23 protein-coding genes are annotated in these 24,327 nt (G+C 43.9%); 13 read left to right on the top strand and 10 right to left on the bottom strand.

Annotated features, from left to right (window positions below; genetic code table 11):
• Window positions 1-218: 218 nt before the first annotated feature.
• The 10 genes from Q4B79_RS01730 to gltA all read right to left on the bottom strand — a co-directional run bounded on the left by Q4B79_RS01730 (window position 219) and on the right by gltA (window position 10,931).
• On the bottom strand, window positions 219-1,082 hold the full coding sequence (locus Q4B79_RS01730; protein ID WP_303084705.1) for a UTP--glucose-1-phosphate uridylyltransferase: 864 nt from the start codon (window positions 1,080-1,082) through the stop codon (window positions 219-221).
• 143 nt (window positions 1,083-1,225) lie between these two features.
• Window positions 1,226-1,489, bottom strand: coding sequence for a hypothetical protein (locus tag Q4B79_RS01725; protein ID WP_303084701.1), 264 nt, complete (start codon window positions 1,487-1,489; stop codon window positions 1,226-1,228).
• A gap of 174 nt (window positions 1,490-1,663) precedes the next feature.
• Window positions 1,664-1,918 carry a hypothetical protein gene (locus tag Q4B79_RS01720; RefSeq protein WP_303084700.1) on the bottom strand — a complete coding sequence of 85 codons (255 nt, stop codon included), beginning with the start codon at window positions 1,916-1,918 and terminating at the stop codon, window positions 1,664-1,666.
• Window positions 1,919-2,244: 326 nt separating this feature from the next.
• Window positions 2,245-2,796, bottom strand: a complete 552-nt coding sequence (locus tag Q4B79_RS01715) for a Stealth CR1 domain-containing protein (RefSeq protein WP_303084699.1) — start codon at window positions 2,794-2,796, stop codon at window positions 2,245-2,247.
• Window positions 2,797-2,869: 73 nt separating this feature from the next.
• On the bottom strand, window positions 2,870-4,315 hold the full coding sequence (gene lpdA / locus Q4B79_RS01710; protein ID WP_303084698.1) for a dihydrolipoyl dehydrogenase: 1,446 nt from the start codon (window positions 4,313-4,315) through the stop codon (window positions 2,870-2,872).
• A gap of 26 nt (window positions 4,316-4,341) precedes the next feature.
• A complete protein-coding gene (locus Q4B79_RS01705) occupies window positions 4,342-4,725 on the bottom strand; it encodes a PIN domain-containing protein (RefSeq protein ID WP_303084697.1) in 384 nt (127 codons plus the stop codon).
• 1 nt (window position 4,726) lies between these two features.
• Window positions 4,727-4,873 (bottom strand): hypothetical protein, encoded by a 147-nt coding sequence (locus tag Q4B79_RS01700; RefSeq protein WP_303084696.1) that lies wholly within the window; start codon window positions 4,871-4,873, stop codon window positions 4,727-4,729.
• Window positions 4,874-5,043: 170 nt separating this feature from the next.
• Window positions 5,044-6,240 (bottom strand): 2-oxoglutarate dehydrogenase complex dihydrolipoyllysine-residue succinyltransferase, encoded by a 1,197-nt coding sequence (odhB, locus tag Q4B79_RS01695; protein ID WP_303084695.1) that lies wholly within the window; start codon window positions 6,238-6,240, stop codon window positions 5,044-5,046.
• A 148-nt stretch (window positions 6,241-6,388) separates the two neighbouring features.
• Window positions 6,389-9,241: a 2-oxoglutarate dehydrogenase E1 component gene (locus Q4B79_RS01690; RefSeq protein WP_303084694.1), complete on the bottom strand. Its 2,853-nt coding sequence runs from the start codon at window positions 9,239-9,241 to the stop codon at window positions 6,389-6,391.
• Between the two features lie 412 nt (window positions 9,242-9,653).
• Window positions 9,654-10,931: a citrate synthase gene (gltA, locus tag Q4B79_RS01685; RefSeq protein ID WP_303084693.1), complete on the bottom strand. Its 1,278-nt coding sequence runs from the start codon at window positions 10,929-10,931 to the stop codon at window positions 9,654-9,656.
• Between the two features lie 687 nt (window positions 10,932-11,618).
• Here gltA and sdhC point away from each other — a divergent pair.
• The 13 genes from sdhC to fabF all read left to right on the top strand — a co-directional run bounded on the left by sdhC (window position 11,619) and on the right by fabF (window position 24,307).
• Window positions 11,619-12,008, top strand: coding sequence for a succinate dehydrogenase, cytochrome b556 subunit (gene sdhC, locus Q4B79_RS01680; protein WP_303084692.1), 390 nt, complete (start codon window positions 11,619-11,621; stop codon window positions 12,006-12,008).
• Complete coding sequence (gene sdhD, locus Q4B79_RS01675) at window positions 12,008-12,364, top strand: succinate dehydrogenase, hydrophobic membrane anchor protein (protein WP_303084691.1); 357 nt, start codon at window positions 12,008-12,010, stop codon at window positions 12,362-12,364. Before sdhC ends, sdhD begins: the two co-directional genes overlap by 1 nt.
• A gap of 42 nt (window positions 12,365-12,406) precedes the next feature.
• On the top strand, window positions 12,407-14,260 hold the full coding sequence (gene sdhA, locus Q4B79_RS01670) for a succinate dehydrogenase flavoprotein subunit (RefSeq protein ID WP_303084704.1): 1,854 nt from the start codon (window positions 12,407-12,409) through the stop codon (window positions 14,258-14,260).
• Window positions 14,261-14,333: 73 nt separating this feature from the next.
• On the top strand, window positions 14,334-15,044 hold the full coding sequence (locus Q4B79_RS01665) for a succinate dehydrogenase iron-sulfur subunit (RefSeq protein ID WP_303084690.1): 711 nt from the start codon (window positions 14,334-14,336) through the stop codon (window positions 15,042-15,044).
• Window positions 15,045-15,111: 67 nt separating this feature from the next.
• Window positions 15,112-15,786 (top strand): TIGR02117 family protein, encoded by a 675-nt coding sequence (locus Q4B79_RS01660; protein ID WP_303084689.1) that lies wholly within the window; start codon window positions 15,112-15,114, stop codon window positions 15,784-15,786.
• A gap of 356 nt (window positions 15,787-16,142) precedes the next feature.
• Entirely contained in the window at window positions 16,143-17,036 is an 894-nt protein-coding gene (gene hisG, locus Q4B79_RS01655; protein ID WP_303084688.1) for an ATP phosphoribosyltransferase, read from the top strand.
• A gap of 117 nt (window positions 17,037-17,153) precedes the next feature.
• Window positions 17,154-18,437: a histidinol dehydrogenase gene (gene hisD / locus Q4B79_RS01650; protein WP_303084687.1), complete on the top strand. Its 1,284-nt coding sequence runs from the start codon at window positions 17,154-17,156 to the stop codon at window positions 18,435-18,437.
• 105 nt (window positions 18,438-18,542) lie between these two features.
• Window positions 18,543-19,598: a histidinol-phosphate transaminase gene (gene hisC, locus Q4B79_RS01645; RefSeq protein WP_303084686.1), complete on the top strand. Its 1,056-nt coding sequence runs from the start codon at window positions 18,543-18,545 to the stop codon at window positions 19,596-19,598.
• 34 nt (window positions 19,599-19,632) lie between these two features.
• Complete coding sequence (hisB, locus tag Q4B79_RS01640; protein WP_303084685.1) at window positions 19,633-20,721, top strand: bifunctional histidinol-phosphatase/imidazoleglycerol-phosphate dehydratase HisB; 1,089 nt, start codon at window positions 19,633-19,635, stop codon at window positions 20,719-20,721.
• 10 nt (window positions 20,722-20,731) lie between these two features.
• A complete protein-coding gene (gene hisH / locus Q4B79_RS01635; RefSeq protein WP_303084684.1) occupies window positions 20,732-21,334 on the top strand; it encodes an imidazole glycerol phosphate synthase subunit HisH in 603 nt (200 codons plus the stop codon).
• 47 nt (window positions 21,335-21,381) lie between these two features.
• Window positions 21,382-22,110: a 1-(5-phosphoribosyl)-5-[(5-phosphoribosylamino)methylideneamino]imidazole-4-carboxamide isomerase gene (hisA, locus tag Q4B79_RS01630; protein WP_303084683.1), complete on the top strand. Its 729-nt coding sequence runs from the start codon at window positions 21,382-21,384 to the stop codon at window positions 22,108-22,110.
• Window positions 22,104-22,913: an imidazole glycerol phosphate synthase subunit HisF gene (gene hisF, locus Q4B79_RS01625; RefSeq protein WP_303084682.1), complete on the top strand. Its 810-nt coding sequence runs from the start codon at window positions 22,104-22,106 to the stop codon at window positions 22,911-22,913. The genes hisA and hisF overlap by 7 nt, the downstream gene beginning before the upstream one ends.
• 77 nt (window positions 22,914-22,990) lie before the next feature.
• On the top strand, window positions 22,991-24,307 hold the full coding sequence (gene fabF / locus Q4B79_RS01620; RefSeq protein ID WP_303084681.1) for a beta-ketoacyl-ACP synthase II: 1,317 nt from the start codon (window positions 22,991-22,993) through the stop codon (window positions 24,305-24,307).
• Window positions 24,308-24,327 lie beyond the last annotated feature (20 nt).

Genomic DNA, 24,327 nt, shown 5'->3' with positions numbered 1-24,327 from the left:
AATCCATATAAATATCACAAGCACTTGCCGTCAGTCGCTCGCCACGAGTGGGGTCGTTAAATAAGGTATTTAAATCTAGGGGTGTGGTGGCGTGAGATGCTAAGGTCTGCCAAGTGGGAGAATTGATATTTTCCATAATAAAATCAATAGGTTATATAATTTTTTTAAAATGGGTACAATTCGCACCCACCAAGATTGAAGTTAACCAAAAGACAATCTTAAACTTGTAATTGTCGCTCGGCAAAATACACAAACGCCCTCATATAGCTTGCCATATCGCCAGCGTCAAAACTCTCCCCTGTCATTGTAACCACATCTACGCCCCGACTGCCAATCAAGGCATCAATGGCATCGGTCAGCTGAATCTCGCCGCCCACGCTGGGAGCGGTTTTGGCAAGATAATCAAAAATGGCACTGTCAAAGACATAACGTCCCACCACCGCTAAGTTTGATGGAGCATTTTCAGGTTTGGGCTTTTCCACAAAACCTGTTACGGCAAAACTTTTGTTTTCACTTGATTTTTCAAGGGTTTGGGCATTTTCCAGTTTGGCAATGCCGTATTTTTCAATATCAGCCGTTGCCACAGGGTCAACCAAGATTTGCGAGCGACCTGTTTTCTCAAATTCACTCATCATAAATGCCAAATTTTGGGTGGCGTAATCCGTCTCGTATGGATTTAGCACCACATCAGGGAGCAAAACCGCAAAGGGATTGTCGCCCACCACCGCCCGTCCTTGTAGCACAGCGTGTCCAAGCCCCAAAGGTTTGCCTTGACGCACGCTAATCACTCGCACATCATCGGGCAAAAAATTAAGACTGTCCGCCAACTCATCTTTGCTCTTTGAGCGAAGCTGGGTATCTAGCTCGCTGTTAATATCAAAATAATTTTCAATGGCAGACTTTTGGGCGTGATTGACAAGAATAATGGTCTTAATCCCTGCCTTGATTGCCTCGTCAATCACATAATGAATGGACGGACGATTGCCAAGTGGCAACAGCTCTTTTGGCACAGCCTTTGAAAGTGGCAACATACGAGTGCCAAAGCCTGCGGTGGGAATGATGGCGTGGGTGATTTTCATAATAATTCCTATGAGCCACAATGACTTTTTAAAACCTTTTGGCAATCTTATGTGGTCATTAAAAGTACAATCTCTTATTTAAGATCAAAATGCGTTGCACTAATATTAGTATATATGTTCCGTATGCTCCTACAAAAACAATGAAATCAACTCACCACCAACCAAAACGCCTTATTATCGCCTTGATATACACGATATTTGCCTGCTTGTAATTCGGCAAATTCTTTGGCAGCGACAATCGGCTGTACAGCACTGACATTTTGGTATTTTAGCATATTGATTTTGATTGACAGCGAATAGGTGCCTTTTGGCAAATTAGCCAGCTCCAATCCTGCGTGGCGATAAGTGGTAAATACCGCCTTCGTGTTTAATTGGCAAGTATTTGCGCGCTTGGTTTTTTCGTTTGGCAACCGCATCTTGAATAAATAGTTCAGGATCGTTTGCTAATTTTCTAACTTTACGAAACTGAGCATCAGATAAACGCTTTTTTATTTTTTTTCATTGGCATTATAGGCAGTTTTTAAAATGTCACCAGCCACTAATTTTAAGGAATTTTTTAAATCTTTATTCATACTAAACCTATATTAATTCATCTCAAAATAAGACTTCAAGAAAACCTCTAAGTTTTCACGATAGTTTTCAACTTGTTTTTGACTGTTAAAGTCATTTGCACAGATAGAGTGAGGAGCTTCATCTTGCAGTTTTTTTGCTAAGAGTTTGTTGTATTGTGCCATTGCATTGGCTGTTCGGATGTTGAAATAATAACAAACTTCTGTTCTCGTTACCGCACAACCCTCCAAAAACATCAGATACGGTACAAAAAAACTTGCCAAATTCAAATCATTATTACTGCGAAATTTATTGGGTAAATTTTTTCAATTCTATCCTGATATAATTCCCAAACTTTTTGATAGTAGCTTTTTTTGAGTGGAATGTAAGTATGCACCAATGGCATATCAATATCCACACCATATCTATCTTTCAACAAAGATTGGCAATTAAAACAAGCAAATAAAGTTGAGGTCATTATCCCCTTATCCCTCATTTTAATAATTGATTTGTTCGCCAAAAACATAGAGGCATTTCCATTTTTTTGAAAAAAAATGTTCTCTTGGTAATGGGCGAGCCACAAAGACATCATCATTAAAATAAATAAAATCTTCGCTCAAATTGGGGATTTATGCAAATTTGCCTCAATCACATGCGAATTAAAAGTTGGCAAGTATTGTGAATCAATAATTTGCTTATGGTCAATAATGGTAATTTTATTGCTGTCTATCTCCTCAATCCAATCTGGTGTTTGATTATCTGTTACAATAAAAATTCTATTGACCCATTTTAAATATGTTAAAACACTATACACCAAATAGTACAACTCGTTATGATTTTCAAAGCGGGCATTATCTTTGGCATACAATCCAAGATCCTCTTGTGCTTGCTCATTTGCTAACACATAACGCTCTCGCCATTCATCATCAGTATCATTAACCCAAGTAAAAACCACATCAATCGGCTTATCAATACCGTTTAGTTTGGATTCCAAACGGCATCGTGCTAATTCGTGTCTGACAATTGCAGTTTCGTCCGCTTCAAGAATTTTTTGCTCATTCGTAAAACTTGCGTATTTCTTATTTAAATAATCCCTAAAAAATAGACCAGGGTTATTAATTAGCTTTTTTGTTTTTTTATAAAACTTATTTTTCTGCAAAATTGCCATTATACAAACTCAAACAAAAATATCCATCAATCGTTAATATGCCCACATACGTGAGCACATTAACAAATACCCATCAACGCTTTTTACGCTGAATCGCATGAATCGCACGACCGTCCGCAGACAGTACTGCCTCATGCACCGCCTCAGAGACTGTGGGATGAGCAAAAGTCATCAGTTGTAGGTCTTCTACGCTAGAGACGAACTCAAGGGCAATCATACCTTGATGAACGATGTCGCCAGCCCCTACGCCAACCATGTGCAAACCAAGCAAGCGGTCAGTTTTGGCATCTGCCACAACCTTGATAAGACCTTGACCCTCGCCTTGTGCCAAAGCACGACCATTGGCAGATAGGCTAAACGAACCTGTTTTGACTTCATGACCTTTGGCTTTAGCAGCTTCTTCGGTCAAACCAACCCACGCAATCTCAGGGTGGGTATAAATCACGCTGATGATGGTGTCGTAGTTGACTTGAGCTTTTTCGCCATGAATGCGTTCTACCGCCATCATGCCCTCTTCCATTGCTTTGTGAGCAAGCATAGGACCACGCACCAAGTCGCCGATGGCATACACGCCATCAAGGCTCGTTTTACACTGGTCGTCCACCGCCACCAAGCCACGCTCGGTCAGCTCGATGCCACAACCTTCAGCAAGTAGTTTTTCACTATATGCACGGCGACCCACGCAAACAATCAGCTTATCAAAGGTTTCTACTTTGGTTTCGCCTTTGACATCAGTGGTTACAACCACTTCACCACCCACCACTTCGGCTTTGGTAACTTTGGTATCGACACGGATGTCAAGCCCTTGTTTTTTGAGGAGTTTGCCTGCTTCTTTGGCGATGTCTTTATCGGCAACGGCTAAGAATTCTGGCAAGGCTTCATAAACCACCACTTCCGAACCTAAGCGACGCCACACCGAACCAAGCTCCAAGCCAATCACGCCCGCACCAATCACGCCAAGACGCTTAGGAGCTTCGCTAAATTCCAAGGCACCTGTTGAGTCCACGATATACTCGCCGTCCACAGGAGCAACAGGGATATTGATTGGCACAGAACCTGCCGCCAAAATCACATATTTGGCAGTCAAAGTAGTCTCGGTACCGTCATGGGCGGTAAATTTGACTTGTTTCTCAGCGGATTTGCCATCAAGCAAAGTACCCACGCCTTGTAGCCAGTCCACGCCATTGCCTTTTAGAAGTCCTGCCACACCTGCGGTCAAGCCTTTAACGATGCTGTCTTTGCGTTCAAGCATTTTGGCAACATCAATCGCTACCTCGCCTGTGCTGATGCCATGCTCAGCAAGCTCATGGCGAGTTGCTTCGTAGCGGTGTGAGCTGTCAAGTAGGGCTTTGGAGGGGATACAGCCAACATTTAGGCAAGTACCGCCAAGGGCTGGCTCGCCTTTGTGAATGCGTTTTTCGATACAGGCGGTAGAAAAACCAAGTTGAGCGGCACGAATGGCAGCCTCATAGCCACCAGGTCCACCACCAATAACAACTAAATCATATGAAGTTTTCATAAGTTTTCCTTTTAATTAAGGTAAAGTTAATAAGGTAACAATCTTAAATCTTTAATATAATGAAAATCTTTATGGTTTCTTGATGATAAAGACACATCATCTACCAAAGCTGTGCTTGCAATTAAAGCCTCTGCCAGTTGTAAATTATGGCTCAAATTATAGTCAATGATGAATTTTTCAGCCATTTGTGCAATTTCATGATTTAAAGATAAAGTATTAAAAAATGTCAATAATTCCAATAAATCTTTTAATTCTGATTTATTTCGACTACCAATTAATAACTCATAACGAGTAATGCTACTCACACAAAGCTGATGGCGTTCTTGATATTTGGTTAATATGTCAATTGCTTTTTGGTTTTTGCGTGTTAACTCAATCATCACATCGCTATCGATTAGCAAGTTTTGCACATTAGCCCCATTGCTCTTTACGCAGTTTGCGAATATATTCTACTGAATCCACCATATCTTCTCTGTCTGCCCACATACCAACGGCGGGTAATTTTGAAAAATCAATCGGCTCTATTTTTTTGCTTGTTGAGCGAAAATTGGCCGACATCTTTATCAAAAATTACCGTAAATTTCTCTGAAAAAGATAGGGAATTTTTTGTAAGAATGCTTGCAACTCTGCCAAAGTTGTATTATGCAATGCTAGATTTGCCATAATTAATCCGTATGAATCATTCACATTTTAAAGGCAAGGCAAAATATTACCTTGCCTTTTTTTGATTAGATATCAAGAAGCAAACGAGCTGGATCTTCGATAAGCTCTTTGATGGTTACCAAGAATTGTACCGCATCTTTACCGTCAATCAAACGGTGGTCATAAGACAGAGCCAAATACATCATTGGTAGGATAACCACTTGACCATTGACCGCCATTGGGCGTTCGTTGATGGCGTGCATACCCAAAATGGCAGTTTGTGGTGGATTAATGATTGGGGTAGACAGGAGCGAACCAAACACACCACCGTTGGTGATGGTAAATGTACCGCCAGTCATTTCTTCGATAGCAAGTTTACCTTCACGAGCCTTGATGGCATAATCACGGACACCGCCTTCGATGTCGGCAAGACCCATGCTGTCGGTATCACGAAGAACGGGTACCACCAAGCCACGGTCGCTTGATACTGCCACGCCCACGTCATAGTAGCCGTGATAGATGATGTCGTCGCCATCAATAGAGGCATTAACCGCAGGGAAGCGTTTTAGGGCTTCGGTGGCAGCTTTGACAAATAGCGACATAAAGCCTAGTTTTACGCCATGACGTTTTTCAAATTGGTCTTTGTACTTAGCACGCAAGTCCATGAGTGGTTTCATGTTCACTTCGTTAAAGGTGGTAAGCATGGCGGTTTCTTGGGTGGCGGAGAGTAGACGCTCGGCGATACGCTTACGCAAACGAGTCATTGGCTCACGTTTTTCGATGCGTTGACCGATTGCAGTAGCAATGACTTGACCGTTGTCAGCTTTTAGGGTTGGGTTGACCATGTCAGATTTGGTAACACGACCGCCACGACCTGAGCCTTGTACGTCAGCAGGATTTACGCCAGTTTCTTTGGCAGCTTTACGCACGGCAGGGGCTTGGTCTTTAAAATCGCCTTCGTTAGTGGTAGCAACAGGCGTAGCAACTGGCACTTCTGGGGCGGACGCAGGGGCTGGCTCTTCGGCTTTAGCGGGGGCAGAAGCTACCGCACCCGCTTCAAAAGTAGCAATCACTTCGGCAGACAATACAGTGCTATCCACGCCTTTAACGATGTTGGTAATTACGCCATCATCAGGGGCAACAACTTCTAGGACAACTTTGTCGGTTTCGATTTCAGCAAGCAGTTGGTCACGTCCTACTTGCTCGCCTTCACTTACGTGCCATTCTACGATAGTGCCGTCTTGTACTGATTCTGGAAATACAGGGGCTTTAATGTCAGCCATGATAAACTCCAAAGTTTAGGGCGTTGTAAGGTAAAAAAATTACATACGCCAAGTTTTAAAATGATTGGCGTGCTGTGTTTAATCACATACCGCACGCCCATTAACAATAAAAGTTAAGCACACGGGTCTACCCCATGTGCTTTTTGGGTTATAGTTGTTCTACGCTCACGTTTAGAGCCTGTGCGATAAGGGCTTTTTGTTGGGCGTTGTGGATTTTTGGCGAACCTGTTGCAGGAGCAGCCGCTGATGGACGAGCAGAGGCGGGAAGTAATTTCGCCTTACCATCTAGTAAACGGTGCAACTCTGGGAACAGATAATACCACGCACCTTGATTGAGTGGTTCTTCTTGTGTCCACATCACTTGTTCAAGGTTAGGATACTTAGCAAGCTCTTCTAGGATGCGTGCCTCTGGTAGCGGATAAAGTTGTTCGATACGCACAATCGCCACATCGGTAATGCCAAGTTTACGGCGAGTTTCAAGTAGGTCATAGTAGACTTTACCACCACACAGCACCACACGCACCACGTTGTTATTATCAATCGCATCAATCTCTGGTAGCACGCTTTCAAATTTGCCAGTTGCCAACTCATCAAGCTGTGATGTAGCAAGCGGATGACGTAGAAGTGATTTTGGCGACATCACAATGAGTGGCTTACGGGCTTTTTGCACGACTTGGCGGCGTAGGGCGTGGAAAATCTGAGCAGGCGTGGTTGGGGTAATGACCTGCATATTTTCTTCGGCACAAAGCTGTAAGTAGCGTTCTAGGCGAGCAGAGGAATGCTCAGGACCTTGACCCTCAAAGCCGTGTGGCAAAAGCATGGTAAGACCTGATAGGCGTTGCCATTTGGTTTCGCCTGATGAGATAAACTGGTCAATGACCACCTGAGCTCCGTTAGCAAAGTCGCCAAATTGAGCTTCCCAGACAATCAGGGCATTTGGTACGGTGGTTGAGTAACCGTATTCAAAGGCAAGTACCGCCTCCTCTGATAGAAGTGAGTTATAAGTGGCAAAACGGGCTTGACCCTCACGAATGTGTTGCAAAGGAATGTATAAGCTACCGTCTTTTTGGTTGTAAAGTTCGCTGTGGCGGTGTGAGAATGTACCACGACCCACGTCCTCGCCTGTAATACGCACCAATGCCCCATCGTCTACGAGCGAAGCATATGCCAATGTCTCAGCCGCACCCCAGTTCAAAGGCTCTTGCCCTGTTTGCATGGCAAGGCGTTGCTCGAGTACTTTGGCAACTTGGCGTTGTAGCTCAAAGCCCTCTGGCACTTTTGCCATCGCTGCTGCGTAGGATTTGAGTTTTTCGACAGACACGCCTGTTTGGACATCATCGGTCAAGCCGTGACCGACATAAGGCGACCAATCCACAAACAAGCTAGCGTCTGGCTCTTTGGCAAGACCATGAGCCACGTCCTCGCCATTATCTAGGGCGATACGATAAGCGTCATCAATTTGAGTGGCTTGTTCGGCGGTTAGCACACCCTCTGCAACCAGTTTTTGAGCGTATTGGGTGCGAGTGGTGGGTAGTTTTTTGATGACTTGATACATGAGCGGCTGAGTGGCGGACGGCTCATCTGATTCGTTGTGTCCGTTACGGCGATAGCACACGATGTCAAGCACCACATCACGACCGAACTCTTTGCGATAATCAAGCACCAATTGGCTGGCAAAAACCACTGCCTCTGGGTCATCGCCATTGACGTGTAGCACAGGGGCGTGTACCATTTTGGCAACATCCGTACAGTACTCAGTAGAGCGTGCGTCCTCAGGACGGCTGGTGGTAAAGCCTACTTGGTTATTGATGACCACATGAACCGTACCACCTGTCTTGTAGGCACGAGTTTGCGACATCTGGAAAGTTTCTTGGTTGACGCCTTGACCTGCAAAAGCAGCATCGCCATGCACCACGATGGGTAGTACGGTGCTGTTGTCGATGTCATAACCGTATTTTTCAGAGCGTCTTGCTTGACGGGCACGTACCGAGCCTAGCATGACAGGCGAGACGATTTCTAGGTGCGATGGGTTGTAGGCTAGGGCAAGGTGCAATTCGCCACCTTTGGTAACCACGTTTGAGCTATAACCGTTGTGGTATTTAACGTCGCCTGAGCCAATGGTGGGTTGAATTTTACCGTCAAATTCGTCAAATAGGATTGAGGGGTTTTTACCCATGATGTTCACAAGTAGGTTTAGACGACCACGATGTGCCATGCCGATGACGACTTCTTTGGTGCCATAAGTGCCCACACGCTGAATCATCTCATGCACCGCAGGGATAAAGCTTTCGCCACCTTCTAGACCAAAACGCTTCACGCCTGTGTATTTACGGGCAAGGTATTTTTCCAAACCTTCGGCAGCTGTGAGACGATCAAGGATTTCAAGTTTTTTGTCTTTGTCAAATTTGATGTAGCCTTGACCCGATTCGATGTATTTTTCAATCCATTTTTTCTCGGTGGCGGTAAAGACATGCATGTATTCATAGCCAATACTACCACAGTAAATGCGTTCGCAAATCTCAATAATCTCACGCAAAGTCGCTTCGTTTTTGCTGATGCTCATCAAAGTGGTAGGAAATACAGTGTCAAGGTCAGCCTCAGACAAGCCGTGATAAGCCAAAGTTAAATCCTCAATACCATCACGCTTTTGTAGTCCTAGCGGGTCGATTTTGGCTTTGCGGTGTCCACGACGGCGATAAGCACTGATAAGCTGTTGGACTGCCATGTGCTTGGGGTCGCCCTCACCATTACCGTCTGTGCCGCCAACCACGATGGGCTTGGCGTTGGTTTGGTTGCGAGCAAGTAGCAAAAATTGCTCCTTGATGGCGTTGTGCGGTGCGTCTGTCGCTTGCTCGTAATCAGCAAAGTATTTTTGCCAATCCTCACTCACGCTTGCTTTGTCCGCCAAATAATCCTCGTACAACGCCTCAATGTACGCCGCACCGTCCGCTGTTAATTCGGTGCTTTGGTAAGCGACCGTGTCTTTGCTGTTTTTTGTCATAACATTCGCCATATTAAACACATTTTAAAAATGTCGTTGGTTTACTGATGAATGACCGCATTCCACCCAAAACCGTCTGTCGGCAGAATAATCACGCTCATACCAAAAATCTGCCCATGAACCACTCAGAGCGATTTTATCAATAAATACTGCATAGTTTACGCCATTTAACCAAATATGACAAGTTACAATGGTTTGAAAAATGTGAATAGATGATGGTTTTTGCCAAAAAAAATTCTACAAAGCACGAATGTACATTAAATTTAAGCCTTGATACACGGTATTTTGGGGGAATATTTACAGAAAAATAGTAAGCCCTCCCAGTTCATTGATATTTTTAAACAGTTATTTTTAAAATATCAACAATGAAAATTCCCCAAAATTGCTTTTGGGGAATTTGTGGCTTTGCCGATTATTTGCGGTCTTCAAGCTTAACAAATGGACGGTGCGTTTCGCCAGTATAACGCTGACGTGGACGACCGATTTTGAAGGGTTCTGAGTGCATTTCAGTCCAGTGGCTGATCCAACCCACAGTACGAGCAAGGGCAAAGATAACGGTAAACATAGACGTTGGGATACCGATGGCTTTAAGGATGATGCCAGAGTAGAAGTCCACGTTTGGATACAGTTTACGCTCGATGAAGTAGGGGTCAGATAGAGCGATTTTTTCTAGTTCCATGGCAAGTTGAAGTTTAGGGTCATTGACACCCAAAGCACCCAAAACTTCATCACAGGTCTCTTTCATGACCTTGGCACGTGGATCAAAGTTTTTGTACACACGGTGTCCAAAGCCCATGAGCTTGGCTTCTTTGGTCTTGACTTTTTCCATGAATGGAGCAACGTTTTCAATGGTACCAATTTCATCAAGCATTTGTAGAACGGCTTCGTTCGCACCACCGTGTGATGGACCCCATAGAGCCACGATACCAGCAGCGATACACGCGTACGGGTTGGCACCTGTCGAACCTGCCAAACGCACGGTAGAAGTAGAGGCGTTTTGTTCGTGGTCAGCGTGTAGAGTGAAGATTTTATCCATCGCACGCACAAGCACAGGATTTGGCTTATAATCAACATCACCAGGCGTAGCAAACATCATGTATAGGAAGTTTTCAGCATAGCTAAAATCTTTGCGTGGATATAGGAAAGGTTCGCCAATGCTATATTTGTAGCTCATCGCAGCAAGGGTAGGCACTTTGGCAATCAAGTCCACACAAGTTTCATCACGGTGTGCTGGGTCAGAGATGTCTAGGTGGTTGTGATAGAACGCAGACAATGCACCAACCACGCCCACCATAATCGCCATGGGGTGAGCGTCACGGCGGAAGCCTTCAAAGAATTTACGCAGTTGGTCGTGTACTGCCATATTGTTAGATACACGCTCGTAGAATTTGGCTTTTTGTTCGGCGTTTGGTAGGTCGCCGTAGAGTAGGGCGTAGCAGACTTCTAGGTATTCAGCATTGTCAGCCAGCTCGTCAATGGCATAGCCACGATGTAGCAGTTCGCCCTTGTCGCCATCAATGTAGGTCAGCTTAGATTCAACAGGAGCGGTCGCCATAAAACCAGGGTCATACGTCCAAAAACCTGCTTTGTTTACCGCACTGATGTCCAATACAGGGCGACCAAGCGTGCTTTCTAGCACGGGCATTTCATATTCTGTGCCATCAACAACTAATTTGACTTCTTTTGTCATAACAAACCTCTTTGTTTGGGTGAGTGCGTCTCATCTGGGCTAGGAAAATAAATCCGTCTGTTTTTGACCAAGACCAATTAAGACAACAAATGTACACTAAACCACTCCTTTGGCTTGCGTGCGTGTCCTTCATATCACTGTTTTAAAACAGTAAGACAATAGTACAAAATCTTAGCCAAACTTACAAGCCTTTTCAGATAAAAATTCGTTGCATTTTGATTTTATGGGGAAATTTGTCCAAAATCCACCCAAAAATGAGTGCACCTTTGTACTGTTATTCAATGAAACTTGGGTGTTTTTGAAATATTTTGTAACAATATGACTGGGTGGTGTTGGGCGAGTTTTGTGAGAGGTTACGTGCTTTTTGTAAATTTATTTGTAATTTTGTTTGTAAAATTTGTTCAAGCGTTTTATAATCTAACAGTTCTGTATCATACTTTTTAATTGATAATCAGTTACAATTTTTTGCCGAAAAAGACCATAAAAAACATCATTTTATGAGCCATTTTTGCATGATTTTATCATTAAAAAAGTATATAATAAACATTCTTTTAAATGATGATGACATCACTTAAAATTATGTTATAGTTGTAGGCACACCACCTTTGTGGACGTGATAATAATTTGCTGTGTAGGATTTTTCCTTTCAGCCAGCTCTCCTTGCCATTGGCGAAAAATTAGATAAGGATGCCCGCTGTGAAAAGCAACCGACCAATTAACTTACCCCTAAGCCAAGTGATTGCGGTGAACTCAAAATCACCCATCGCAATGGCTTCGATTTTACACCGTGTGTCAGGCATTGTGTTGTTTTTGCTTACCCCTGTCATGCTTTGTATTTTACAAACTTCCCTATCAAGCCCAGAGGGGTTTGAGGGTGTCTTTAATAACATTGCCCTGCGTTTTGTGGCGTGGATTTTTGTGGCAGGTACAGCCTACCATTTTGTGATGGGTATCAAGCACTTGCTGGCTGACTTGGGTTGTAACGAGGAGTTCCAATCGGGTAAAACCGCAGCGATTATTAGCTTTGTGATTGCATTTGCCTTAATTTTGGCTTCATTTGTATGGGTGATGTTCTAATGGCTAGAAATAATTCAAGTATTAAAAGTGCCACAGGTCTGACAGGTTCAGGCTCTCGTGATTGGGTGTTACAGCGTATTAGTGCCGTTGTGTTGGCATTGTATGCGGTGGTGTTGGTGGGATTTTTCCTATTTAACAAGGTGGACTACGCAATGTGGCATGGCTTTATGATGAGCTTGCCCATGAAGTTGTTTAGCCTTGTGGCGATTATCTCGCTTGTGTTTCATGCTTGGGTGGGTATGTGGACGGTGTTTACTGACTACATCAAATCCTCAGGCTTGCGTATCGTCCTACAAGGTGCGGTTATCGTTGCCATTTTGGCATATTTGTTTTGGGGTGTGATGATTTTTTGGTAATTCTTCCTTAAAATTATCTCTTTTACATTAAATAGGAAAATAATTATGGCATTAGCACCAGAAAAACCAATTGAAAATATCCCCACCCTAAACTTCGATGCAGTCATCGTAGGTGGTGGTGGCTCAGGCATGAGAGCCTCATTACAACTTGTCGAAGGCGGCATGAAAGTTGCCGTTTTGACCAAAGTTTTCCCAACTCGTAGCCACACCGTTGCAGCCCAAGGCGGTATCGGTGCCTCTTTGGGTAACATGAGTCCCGACAACTGGCATTTTCACTTTTATGACACCGTCAAAGGCTCTGACTGGCTAGGCGACCAAGACGCCATCGAGTACATGTGCCGTGAAGCTCCCAAGGTCGTCTACGAGCTAGAACACATGGGCATGCCTTTTGACCGTAACGCCGATGGCACGATTTATCAGCGTCCCTTTGGTGGACACTCAGCCGAGTACGGAGCTAAGCCTGTGCCACGTGCCTGTGCAGCAGCTGACCGTACAGGACACGCCTTATTGCATACGCTTTATCAAAAAAACCTAGAAAAAGGTACGCAGTTTTTTGTGGAGTGGATTGCTCTTGACCTCATCAAGGATGCAGATGGCAACATCAACGGCGTGATTGCCCTTGACCAAGAAACAGGTAATATCAGCGTGTTCCAAGCCAACACCACCATTTTAGCCACAGGTGGTGCAGGTCGTATCTTTAAAGCATCAACCAACGCCTACATCAACACAGGCGATGGCTTGGGTATGGCGGTGCGTGCGGGCATTCCTCTACAAGACATGGAATTTTGGCAATTTCACCCCACAGGCGTGGCAGGTGCGGGCGTACTGTTGACCGAAGGCTGTCGTGGTGAGGGTGCGATTTTGCGTAACAAACATGGCGAGCCGTTCATGGAGCGTTATGCCCCAACCCTAAAAGACCTAGCCCCTCGTGATTTCGTCTCTCGTTCGATGGACCAAGAGATTAAAGAAGGTCGTGGTTGTGGTCCAAACGGCGATTATATTTTGATGGACATGACGCATTTGGGTTTAGAAACCTTGATGAAACGTTTGCCATCGGTCTTTGAGATTAGCCACAACTTCGCCAACGTAGACATCGCCAAAGAAGCTGTTCCTGTTGTACCAACCATTCACTATATGATGGGCGGTATCCCCACCAACATTCACGGTCAGGTTACTGTGCCTGTACTAGATGGTCATGTGGATGAACAAGGTCTGTACACCGAAGGTCGTGTGGTTAAGGGTCTATATGCCATCGGCGAATGTGCATGTGTGTCAGTACACGGTGCTAACCGTCTTGGCACAAACTCCCTACTTGACCTTGTGGTATTTGGGCGTGCGGCAGGTAAGCACATCCTAGATGAATTTGCCAACTCTGACCACAGCTACAAGCCACTTGACCCACGTGTGCTGGACTTCACCAAAGCTCGTCTTGACAAACTTCAAAACTCTACCGAAGGCTACAACGCTCAAGAAGTGGCGGATGAGATTCGTTCCATCATGCAAGCTCACGCAGGCGTGTTCCGTACCCAAGCCTTGATGGATGAGGGTGTGGAGAAAATCATGGCACTTGCTCCTAAGATTGAGCAAATCCACCTAAAAGACAAATCAGCCGTCTTTAACACCGCCCGTATCGAAGCACTCGAAGTGGCGAACCTATACGAAGTTGCCAAAGCCACCATGTTGTCAGCTTCTCTACGCCACGAATGTCGTGGAGCTCACTCGGTGCTAGACTATGAGCACCCTGCTGATTATGAGCCTGCACCGCTTGGACGTGATGACAAAAATTGGATGAAGCATACCCTGTGGTACTCCGAGGGTAACCGTGTGGTTTATAAGCCAGTTCGCAAACAGCCACTCACGGTGGAGTATTGCGAGCCACGTGTGCGTACGTTCTAATTTTACTTTAAAAACTTTAAAAGGCATGATAGCGACCAAAACACAGCCATCATGCCTACTATGGAGATAATTTATGAGTCGAGGCAAACGCATTGTAGAGATTTATCGCTACGACCCAGACAAAGACAAAGCACCCTATATGCAAACCTACGAGATTGAGCTATTGGACACCGACCGTATGCTCCTAGACGTGCTACTTCGCCTAAAAAAAATGGACGAAACCTTGACGTTTCGCCGTAGTTGCCGTGAGGGTATCTGCGGCTCAGACGGCATGAACATCAATGGCAAAAATGGCTTGGCGTGCTTGATTAACATGAACACCTTGCCTGAGCGTATCATCATTCGTCCACTACCAGGTTTGCCAGTCATCAAAGATTTGGTGGTGGATATGAACCAATTCTACGCCCAGTACGAAAAAGTTCACCCATTCCTCATCAACCACCAACCAGCCCCACCCAAAGAGCGACTACAATCGCCCGAAGACCGTGAAAAAATGAACGGACTTTATGAGTGTATCTTGTGTGCGTGCTGTTCGACTTCTTGTCCGTCATTTTGGTGGAATCCAGACAAGTTTCTTGGTCCGTCAGCCCTACTTAACGGCTACCGCTTCATCATCGACAGCCGTGATACCGACACCCAAGCTCGTCTGGCTCGCCTAGATGACCCATTTAGCTTGTTCCGTTGTCGTGGTATCATGAACTGCGTGTCGGTTTGCCCCAAAGGTCTAAACCCCACTAAGGCAATCGGTCATATTCGTAATATGCTTCTTGAACAAGCGGGTTAATCACATTTTTGATGTGTAGCATGGGTAATTGGGTAAAACCAGTTACCCATTTTACTCATGTATGAATATGCCAAAATTTTTAAAAATTTCTTTAAAAACAATCGGTTATTTTATCGCCATTTTGCTCATGTATGGCGTATTGATGACGTGTGCGACTTTTTTGCCAAGCCAAATCAGTAAACATAAGCTCACCAATGATGAGCCTACCATTGACATTTATGTCATCTCTAATGGCGTGCATACCGATTTTGTGTTGCCGACTGTCAGCGATCAAATCAACTGGACAAGCGTCTTTGACCCCAGCCATACCCAAAATGGCAAGGCGGATAATTGGGTAAGTATCGGGTGGGGCGATAGGGATTTTTATCTAAATACTCCTACGTGGGCGGATTTAAAGGCAAATACGGCATTTAATGCTTTGCTTGGGCTGAGTACATCTGTATTGCATGTCAGTTTTGAGCCTGACCGTACGGTGCAAACTTGCCAAAAATGTCGCAAAATTACCTTAACACTCCACCAATACCAAAACATCATCTCTCACATTCGTGCCACCTTACCTGCCGAGAGACCATTGGCGATTGGTGGTGCGAACTATTGGCAAAATGATGCTTTTTATCCTGCACTCGGCAGTTATAACGCTTTTTATACTTGCAATTCGTGGGTTAATAATGGACTTAAAAAAGCAGAGGTCAAAACCGCCCTATGGACGGTGCTGGATACAGGGGTGATAAAAGAGCGGTAGCAGCATGTTTTACTTTTCATGTTGACCGACTTAAAAATCCGTCGCATTTATTTCTATTGTATTTCTTATTGTAACAAAATATTTAAATTTAGAGAAAACACTTGTCATTTGTTAAAAACTGTATTAGTATATCGTCCATTGATTTGAGTTATCAGACCATTTATTATTGTTATGACAAATATTAGCCTACACCCTCATCACCATCATTCCTAATATTCTTTTAGGCGTGTGGTTATCGCCCGAAAGAATCGAAGTTTCGGGAGTAGGTGAAACACCGTCATCAAATGTATTTATAAGCTCCCAAAGATGATTTGGGGGCTTTTATTTTATCAATCATATGGAAATTTGGAGAAATCATGTCAACACATCTAAAAATCGCCATTCAAAAATCAGGTCGCCTTAGCGATGACTGCCAAGAGCTTCTGCGAGCTTGTGGCGTCAAATTCCACTACAACAAAGATCGTCTGATGGTATACAGCAAAAACATGCCCATTGAACTGCTTCGTGTACGAGATGACGACATCCCCTCTTTGGTGTTTGACGGCGTGGTGGATTTGGGCTTTGTGGGTGAGAATGTACTCAAAGAATGCGAGCTTGATTTGCAATACAAAGGAGAGGTTGCCAATTTTAAAAAGCTCAAAGTTTTCAATTTTGGCGAGTGCCGTCTATCGCTGGCTGTACCAAAAGACTTTGAGTATAAAGGGATTGATAGCCTAAGAAACGCTCGTATCGCCACCAGCTACCCCAATCTATTAAAAGACTACATGGACGCACAAGGCATTCCCTTCAAAAACTGCCTACTCACAGGTTCGGTGGAAGTCGCCCCCAGTGCAGGGATAGCCGGTGCCATTTGCGATTTGGTATCTTCTGGGGCAACCTTAGAGGCTAATGGCTTAAAGGAAGTGGAAACGATTTTTCGTTCTAAGGCATGCCTCATCGGCAAAAGCGAACCGCTCTCCGCTGATAAACAAACCCTCGTAGATAAGCTTTTGACACGTATGATGGGTATTGAGCAAGCTGCCGAGAGCAAATACATCATGCTTCACGCCCCCAAAGATAAGCTTGCCGACATCATCAAATTGCTTCCTTGTGCAGAAAATCCAACCGTACTGCCTCTTGCAAGCGATGATGGCAAAGTGGCAGTACACATTGTCAGCCAAGAGACACTGTTTTGGGAGACGATGGAGGCATTAAAAGCCGTTGGTGCAAGTTCTATTTTGGTGTTACCGATTGAAAAAATGATGCTTTAATCCATTGATTTTATTGATAAATTTTAAAAAAAACCACAGTAGCAAATTTGAGTTAGCCTAACGACACAACTCAACATCCAAGCCATTATACAAATTATTGATTTTAAAGAGAAAATTATGAAAACCCTAATCTGGAAAAATCTAAACCAAGCCGAACGCCAAACCGCCCTAACTCGCCCCGCCCAAACGCTTGGTGATGAAATCAGCCAAATCGTAACAGACATCAAAAATCAAGTGGTAAATCAAGGAGATACCGCCTTGTTTGCCCTTGCCGAAAAGTTTGATAAAGTCAAATTGGACAGCCTAAAAATCGCCCCAAGCGAATTTGACAACGCCCAAAACGCCCTATCAGACGAACTTAAAGCCGCCATTGACACCGCTTATGCCAACATTCACAAATTTCACACCGCCCAAATCCCTGCCCCCATTGACACCCAGACAATGGCAGGCGTGCGTTGTCAAGTTACCACACGCCCCATTGAAAAGGTGGGCTTATACATTCCAGCAGGGTCAGCCCCCTTATTTTCTACCGTGCTAATGCTTGCCATTCCTGCCAAAATTGCAGGGTGCAAAAAAATTGTCCTGTGTTCGCCCGCCCCGATTTGTGCCGAAATCTTATACACCGCCAAACGCTGTGGCGTGGATGAAATCTTTGCCGTGGGCGGTGCAGGGGCGATTTGTGCAATGGCGTACGGCACAGAGAGTATCCCCAAAGTGGACAAAATCTTTGGGCCAGGCAACGCCTTTGTTACCGAAGCCAAACGCCAAGTGCTACTGACAGGCACCGCCATTGATATGCCCGCAGGTCCTAGTGAAGTGCTTGTGATTGCCAATGAATTTGCCAACCCTGCCTTTGTGGCAAGCGATTTGCTCTCCCAAGCTGAGCACGGAGCGGACAGCCAAGTGATTTTACTGACCGACAGCCAATCCTTAGCCGATAAGGTTTTGAGCGAAATTGAGAGCCAATTACAAACACTCCCCCGAGCCGAAACTGCCAAGCAAGCCCTTGCCAAAAGTCGTATCATCATCACAGATAACCTGCAAGAATGTGTAGCAATTTCAAACAGTTACGCCCCAGAGCATTTGATTATCAACACCGACAATCCCCGTCAATATCTGGACGACATCAGCCATGCAGGCTCGGTGTTTTTGGGGGCGTACACCCCCGAGAGTATGGGCGACTACGCCAGTGGCACCAACCACACCTTGCCGACTTATGGCTACGCCCGCACCCAGTCATCGCTTGGCTTGGCGGACTTTTATAAGCGAATGACCGTGCAAGAATTGTCCATTGACGGCTTTAAAAATTTGGCGAACACCGTTGCAATCATGGCAAGTGCCGAGCAATTGGACGCTCATAAATTGGCGGTAGAAGTGCGGTTAAAAGAGTTGGGCGAATAAAATACCATTCTTAATTTATTTTTCGTAAGGGCGAATTGCAATTCGCCCCTACAATGCCAATAATTTAAAAACGGTTAAATGTTAAATTTAAAAATGGAAAATAAAATGCAAACCTTAATTAATCCCCATATTCTTGCCCTAACGCCTTACCAATCCGCCCGTAAAATTGGCGGTAATGGCACGATTTGGTTAAATGCCAATGAATATCCGCTTTCACCCAATGAATTATTGGCAAATTTAAACCTAGATAATTTAAATCGCTATCCAGAACCACAGCCCCAAAGCGTAATAAGTGCCTATGCCAATTATGCAGGTGTTAATAATAATCAAATTTTAATCACTCGGGGTGGCGATGAAGGCATTGAGCTGATTATCCGTGCCTTTTGTGAAAATAATGACAGCGTATTATATTGTCCGCCCACTTATGGAATGTATAAGGTCAGCTCCGATACGCTTAATATCAATACCAAAACTGTGCCTTTAACGGCTGAGTTTCAATTAAATTTAAAAGAAATTGAAAAGAATTTGGATAAAGTCAAAGTTATTTTTGTGTGTAGTCCCAATAATCCAACGGGCAATTTATTAAACAAAGATGACATTATCCAATTACTTAATATGACCAAAAATAAAGCGGTTGTTGTGGTTGATGAAGCCTATATTGATTTTTGTTTGGATAAGAGTTTGGCAAATGAACTGACAAACTTTGATCATCTAATTATCATACGCACACTTTCCAAAGCCTTTGCCCTAGCAAGCATTCGCTGTGGTTTTATCTTAGCAAATGACTGGATTATCCAAAGTTTACAAAAAATCATTGCCCCTTATCCCATTCCCACGCCTTGCGCTTTAATTGCCGAGAGTGCTTTATCAAATACTGGCATTCAAATAATGCAAGATAAAGTGGCAATCACGCTTAATAATAAATCGTGGCTAGAAAATGAATTGTCAAAATTACAAATTGTCCAAAAAATCTACCCAAGCTGTGCCAATTTTATTTTGGTAGAATTTAAAGACGGGCAAAAAGTATTTGAAACACTTTGGGAACAAGGTATCATTGCCAGAAACCAACATACCGCCTTAAATTTGACAAACTGTATTCGTATTAGCATTGGTACGGATAAGGAAAATTTAGCATTAATCAACGCATTAAAAAATATCTGATTTAAACCCCAATTAATTTTAAAAGGCAACCCAAATGCAACCTACTTTATTTATTGACCGAGACGGCACTTTAATTGACGAACCCAAAACCGATTTTCAAATTGACAGTTTGGAAAAATTAAAATTAGAAAAAGGCGTGATTGTTGCCCTTTTGGCATTACAAAAAAAATACCGCCTTGTAATGGTGTCCAATCAAGACGGACTTGGTACGGAGAGTTTCCCAAAGGAAAATTTTGATAAACCACACAATGCAATGCTGGATATTTTTACATCGCAAGGCATTGTCTTTGATGATATTTTAATTTGTCCACATTTTAAAGACGATGATTGTGAATGCCGAAAGCCAAAAACCAAACTTTTACAAAGCTATATTGATAACAATTTATTTGATAAAAATAACAGCTTTGTCATTGGCGATAGGGATACTGACATTGAGCTTGCGAATAATTTGGGCATTGTTGGGCTTAAATACAATCCTGATAATTTAAATTGGGATTTAATTGCCGAAAAGTTATTGGGACAAGCGACAACCAATATCGGCGAACGCCAAAAACGCTATGGCGAAGTGATTAGAACCACCAAAGAAACAGACATTAAAGTGCAAGTTTGGCTTGATGAAACGGGCGTGAATGACATTAAAACAAGCATTGGGTTTTTTGACCATATGCTAGACCAAATTGCCACGCACGGCGGATTTAAAGTCGCCATTTCGTGCAAAGGCGATTTGTGGATTGACGAACACCATTCGGTAGAAGACACCGCCATTGCTTTTGGGCAGGCGTTAAAACAAGCCATTGGCGATAAAAAAGGCATTGCCCGTTTTGGCTTTGTTTTGCCAATGGACGAATGCCGTGCCGAATGCACAATGGATTTGTCGGGCAGACCGTTTTTAAAATTTAAAGGCAAATTTAGCCGAGACAAAGTGGGCGATTTTAGCACCGAACTTACTGAACACTTTTTTTATTCAATGGCGATGGCAATGATGGCAACTTTGCATTTAAAAGTCAAAGGCGACAATGACCACCATAAAATTGAAAGTTTATTTAAAGTATTTGGCAGAACGCTAAGACAATGTATTAAAATTGAAGGCAATGAATTACCAAGTTCTAAGGGTGTTTTATAAGGAATAAAAAATGAAATTAGTCATTATAGATACAGGCTGCGCCAATTTAAATTCTGTTAAATTTGCCATTGAACGATTGGGTGTCACGCCCATCATCTCTGATAATGCCGATATCATATTATCAGCAGATAAACTTATCTTACCTGGCGTGGGAACAGCACAATTTGCAGTGAATGAATTACAACGCAAAAATTTAATACCCATTATTCGTCAAATTGATAAACCCCTGCTTGGTATTTGTTTGGGAATGCAATTATTGGGCGAGTACTCGGCAGAAAGTCAAAACGATAAAATTGACACGCTGAATTTAATTCCTAATTTCACTCAAAAATTAGAGGTTGGTCATTTGCCCTTACCACACATGGGCTGGAATAAAATTTACTTTAATGATAATTCCAATCCTTTATTTGATGGTATTAACAATGGTGATTTTGTATATTTTGTTCATAGCTATGCCATGCCTGTCAATGAATTTACCATAGCTTCAAGTGAATATGGTCAAACATTTAGTGCAATGGTTAATAAAGATAATTTTTTTGGCATGCAATTTCACCCAGAAAAATCAGGTCAAGTGGGGGCAAGATTGTTAAAGAATTTTATTGAAAAGATTTAACGTAATCAGCTCATGAACAAGATATCATTTAAAATAGGAAAACCGAAATGACGATTATTATTCCAGCCCTTGATTTGATTGACGGTCAAGTTGTTAGATTGCATCAAGGCGATTATGGCAAACAAACCACTTATACTTATAACCCCATTGATAAATTTGCCGAATATGTAGAGGGCGGGGCTAATTATTTGCACCTTGTGGATTTGACAGGGGCAAAAGACCCGAATAAACGCCAAATTACACTTATTAAAGATATTATTCAGTCCACAAAAGCCAAAGTTCAAGTCGGCGGTGGCATTAGAAGTGAAGCAGAAATTAAAGCTTTATTTGAGATTGGGGCAAGCCGTGTGGTCATTGGCTCAATGGCGGTTAAAAATAAAGAAATCGTCAAAGAATGGTTTAACGCATATGGAGCGGATAAATTTGTGCTTGCTCTTGATGTTAATATCATTGATGGAAAAAATTACATTGCCATTAGCGGTTGGCAAGAAAATAGTGGCGTTTTATTGGAGGAGCTAATTGATGAATATTTGCAAGTTGGTTTAACGCATATTCTTTGTACCGATATTAGCAAAGATGGCACATTGCTTGGCAGTAATGTGGAATTGTATCGCCAATTAATCAGCAATTATCCTAATTTAAACATTCAATCCTCAGGCGGTATTGGTTCGCTTGATGATATTAAGGCGATTAAGGAAACTGGCGTATTTGGCATTATTGTTGGGCGGGCGTTATTGGAAAGCAAATTTGATGTAAAAGGAGCAATAGCATGTTAAGCGTAGAGAATTTAAATAAAAAAAGCAATTTAGCCAAACGCATCATTCCTTGTCTTGATGTCAAAAATGGAGCAGTGGTCAAAGGCGTGCAGTTTCGCAATCATGAAACGGTGGGCGATATCGTACCGCTTGCCAAAAAGTACAGCGATGATGGGGCAGACGAACTGGTTTTTTATGACATCAGTGCATCATCGGACGGACGAACGGTGGACAAATCATGGGTGGCAAGTGTCGCCCAAGTCATTGACATTCCCTTTTGTGTGGCAGGAGGCATTCGCTCGGTGGCAGACGCAGAAGTGATTTTTGAGTATGGGGCGGACAAGATTTCGGTCAATTCGCCTGCCCTTGAAAATCCACAGCTGGTTGCCGAGCTTGCCAAACGCTTTGGCGTGCAGGCGGTGGTGGTGGGGATTGACAGCTGGTACAATGAGCGTACAGGCGTGTACTGGGTCAATCAATACACGGGCGATGAAAAAAAGACCAAAAAAACCGAATGGCAGGTGGCGGACTGGGTGCGTGAAGTGCAAAACTTGGGGGCGGGCGAGATTGTCCTAAATGTGATGAATCAAGACGGCGTGCGACAGGGCTACGATGTGGCACAGCTGGCTTTGGTGCGTGAAATGTGCCGTGTGCCACTGATTGCGTCAGGCGGGGCAGGAACGATGAGCCATTTTTATGAGGTATTTGAACAGGCGAATGTGGACGGAGCGTTGGCGGCGAGCGTGTTTCATAAGGGCTTGATACAGATTGGGGAATTAAAGGCGTATTTACATAAACAAGGTATTGCGGTTCGTTTGGCATGATATACAAATGTAAACTTTAAATTTTGCAAAAACGTGTTAGAATAGGGTAATTGTAACAAAATTTTAGGAAAAAAACCATGGCTTCATCGACATGCCCCGCCAAAGTCCCCCATCACACTCGCCCCGACCACGAACGGGTGGTTATCACAGGCATGGGGGCAATTACGCCTGTGGGCAATGATTTGGGTACGATTTGGCACAATTTGACGCATGGCGTGAGCGGCATTGTGAGCTTGCCTGATTTTGATGGGCTTGATATGAGCGAGTTTCGCTCACGCATTGTGGGACTTGTTAAGGATTTTGATGCCAAAGAATTTTTGAACCCCAAAGAAATCCGCCGTTATGATGCATTCATGCACTATGCTCAGGTCGCCTCCGCCCAAGCCCTACACCATGCAGGGCTTATTGATGGTATTAAGGGCGACAGTTTACCCATCAATGTCGATGGTGAGCGTTTTGGGGTGGTCATGGGCTCAGGGATTGGCGGTATACACAGCATTGAAAATAGCCGAGATGCCCTGTGTGGGGGTGGTGCAAAAAAAGTCTCGCCCTTCATTATCCCTGGTTCGATTGTCAATATGCCAGCAGGTTTGATTGCTATTCGTCATCAGCTAAAAGGAGCAAACCTTGCCACTTCTACCGCTTGCACGACTTCTACACATGCTATTGGTCTAGGAGCAAGACTGATCGCTTATGGCGACCTTGATGCGGTGTTGGTGGGCGGTAGTGAAAAAGCCAGCACACCTTTGGGTATGTCAGGATTTGGGGCGATGCATGCCCTGTCAACACGCAATGACGAACCAACCAAAGCAAGCCGACCTTTTGATAAAGATCGAGACGGCTTTGTGTTGGGCGATGGGGCTGGGGCATTGGTATTAGAAAGTCTTGCTCATGCTCGTGCTCGTGGGGCGACCATCTTGGCAGAAGTGGTGGGCTTTGGCATGAGTGATGATGCAAGCCATATTACTGCTCCGCCCACAGATGGCAACGGAGCAAGACGAGCGATGGCAAATGCCCTAGCTGATGGCGGTATTCGCCCTAGTGATGTTGGTTATGTCAATGCACATGGCACAAGCACGCCAGCAGGAGATGTGGCAGAAAGTGCGGCGATTGAGAGCTTGTTTGGTAAAGACATTTTGGTTAGCTCCACCAAATCAATGACGGGTCATCTTTTGGGTGCAGCAGGTGCGGTTGAGGCGATATTTAGCGTGCTTGCCCTACAACATCAGCTTCTGCCCCCCACCATTAACCTTGATAGTCCAGACCCTGCTTGTACGCTTGACTATATCCCTCATGCTGCCAGAGCGGTGCAAAATCTTAACTATGCCATTTCTAATAGCTTTGGTTTTGGTGGGACAAATGGCAGTTTGGTATTTGGGCGGTGGGCTGATTAATCAAGCCAAACTGCAAAGCC

It is taken from the genome of Moraxella sp. (genome assembly GCF_030525845.1).
In the GTDB taxonomy this organism is placed as follows: Bacteria; Pseudomonadota; Gammaproteobacteria; order Pseudomonadales; family Moraxellaceae; genus Moraxella.
This window is presented reverse-complemented; position numbering and strand designations above follow the sequence as displayed.

Bases quoted from the DNA above. Each gene is read 5' to 3' on its own strand.
- Q4B79_RS01715 (WP_303084699.1), bottom strand. From the start codon at position 2,796: ATGGCAATTTTGCAGAAAAATAAGTTTTATAAAAAAACAAAAAAGCTA.
- lpdA (WP_303084698.1), bottom strand. From the start codon at position 4,315: ATGAAAACTTCATATGATTTAGTTGTTATTGGTGGTGGACCTGGTGGC.
- Q4B79_RS01700 (WP_303084696.1), bottom strand. From the start codon at position 4,873: ATGTCGGCCAATTTTCGCTCAACAAGCAAAAAAATAGAGCCGATTGAT.
- odhB (WP_303084695.1), bottom strand. From the start codon at position 6,240: ATGGCTGACATTAAAGCCCCTGTATTTCCAGAATCAGTACAAGACGGC.
- Q4B79_RS01690 (WP_303084694.1), bottom strand. From the start codon at position 9,241: ATGACAAAAAACAGCAAAGACACGGTCGCTTACCAAAGCACCGAATTA.
- gltA (WP_303084693.1), bottom strand. From the start codon at position 10,931: ATGACAAAAGAAGTCAAATTAGTTGTTGATGGCACAGAATATGAAATG.
- sdhC (WP_303084692.1), top strand. From the start codon at position 11,619: ATGCCCGCTGTGAAAAGCAACCGACCAATTAACTTACCCCTAAGCCAA.
- sdhD (WP_303084691.1), top strand. From the start codon at position 12,008: ATGGCTAGAAATAATTCAAGTATTAAAAGTGCCACAGGTCTGACAGGT.
- Q4B79_RS01665 (WP_303084690.1), top strand. From the start codon at position 14,334: ATGAGTCGAGGCAAACGCATTGTAGAGATTTATCGCTACGACCCAGAC.
- Q4B79_RS01660 (WP_303084689.1), top strand. From the start codon at position 15,112: ATGCCAAAATTTTTAAAAATTTCTTTAAAAACAATCGGTTATTTTATC.
- hisG (WP_303084688.1), top strand. From the start codon at position 16,143: ATGTCAACACATCTAAAAATCGCCATTCAAAAATCAGGTCGCCTTAGC.
- hisD (WP_303084687.1), top strand. From the start codon at position 17,154: ATGAAAACCCTAATCTGGAAAAATCTAAACCAAGCCGAACGCCAAACC.
- hisC (WP_303084686.1), top strand. From the start codon at position 18,543: ATGCAAACCTTAATTAATCCCCATATTCTTGCCCTAACGCCTTACCAA.
- hisB (WP_303084685.1), top strand. From the start codon at position 19,633: ATGCAACCTACTTTATTTATTGACCGAGACGGCACTTTAATTGACGAA.
- hisH (WP_303084684.1), top strand. From the start codon at position 20,732: ATGAAATTAGTCATTATAGATACAGGCTGCGCCAATTTAAATTCTGTT.
- hisA (WP_303084683.1), top strand. From the start codon at position 21,382: ATGACGATTATTATTCCAGCCCTTGATTTGATTGACGGTCAAGTTGTT.
- hisF (WP_303084682.1), top strand. From the start codon at position 22,104: ATGTTAAGCGTAGAGAATTTAAATAAAAAAAGCAATTTAGCCAAACGC.
- fabF (WP_303084681.1), top strand. From the start codon at position 22,991: ATGGCTTCATCGACATGCCCCGCCAAAGTCCCCCATCACACTCGCCCC.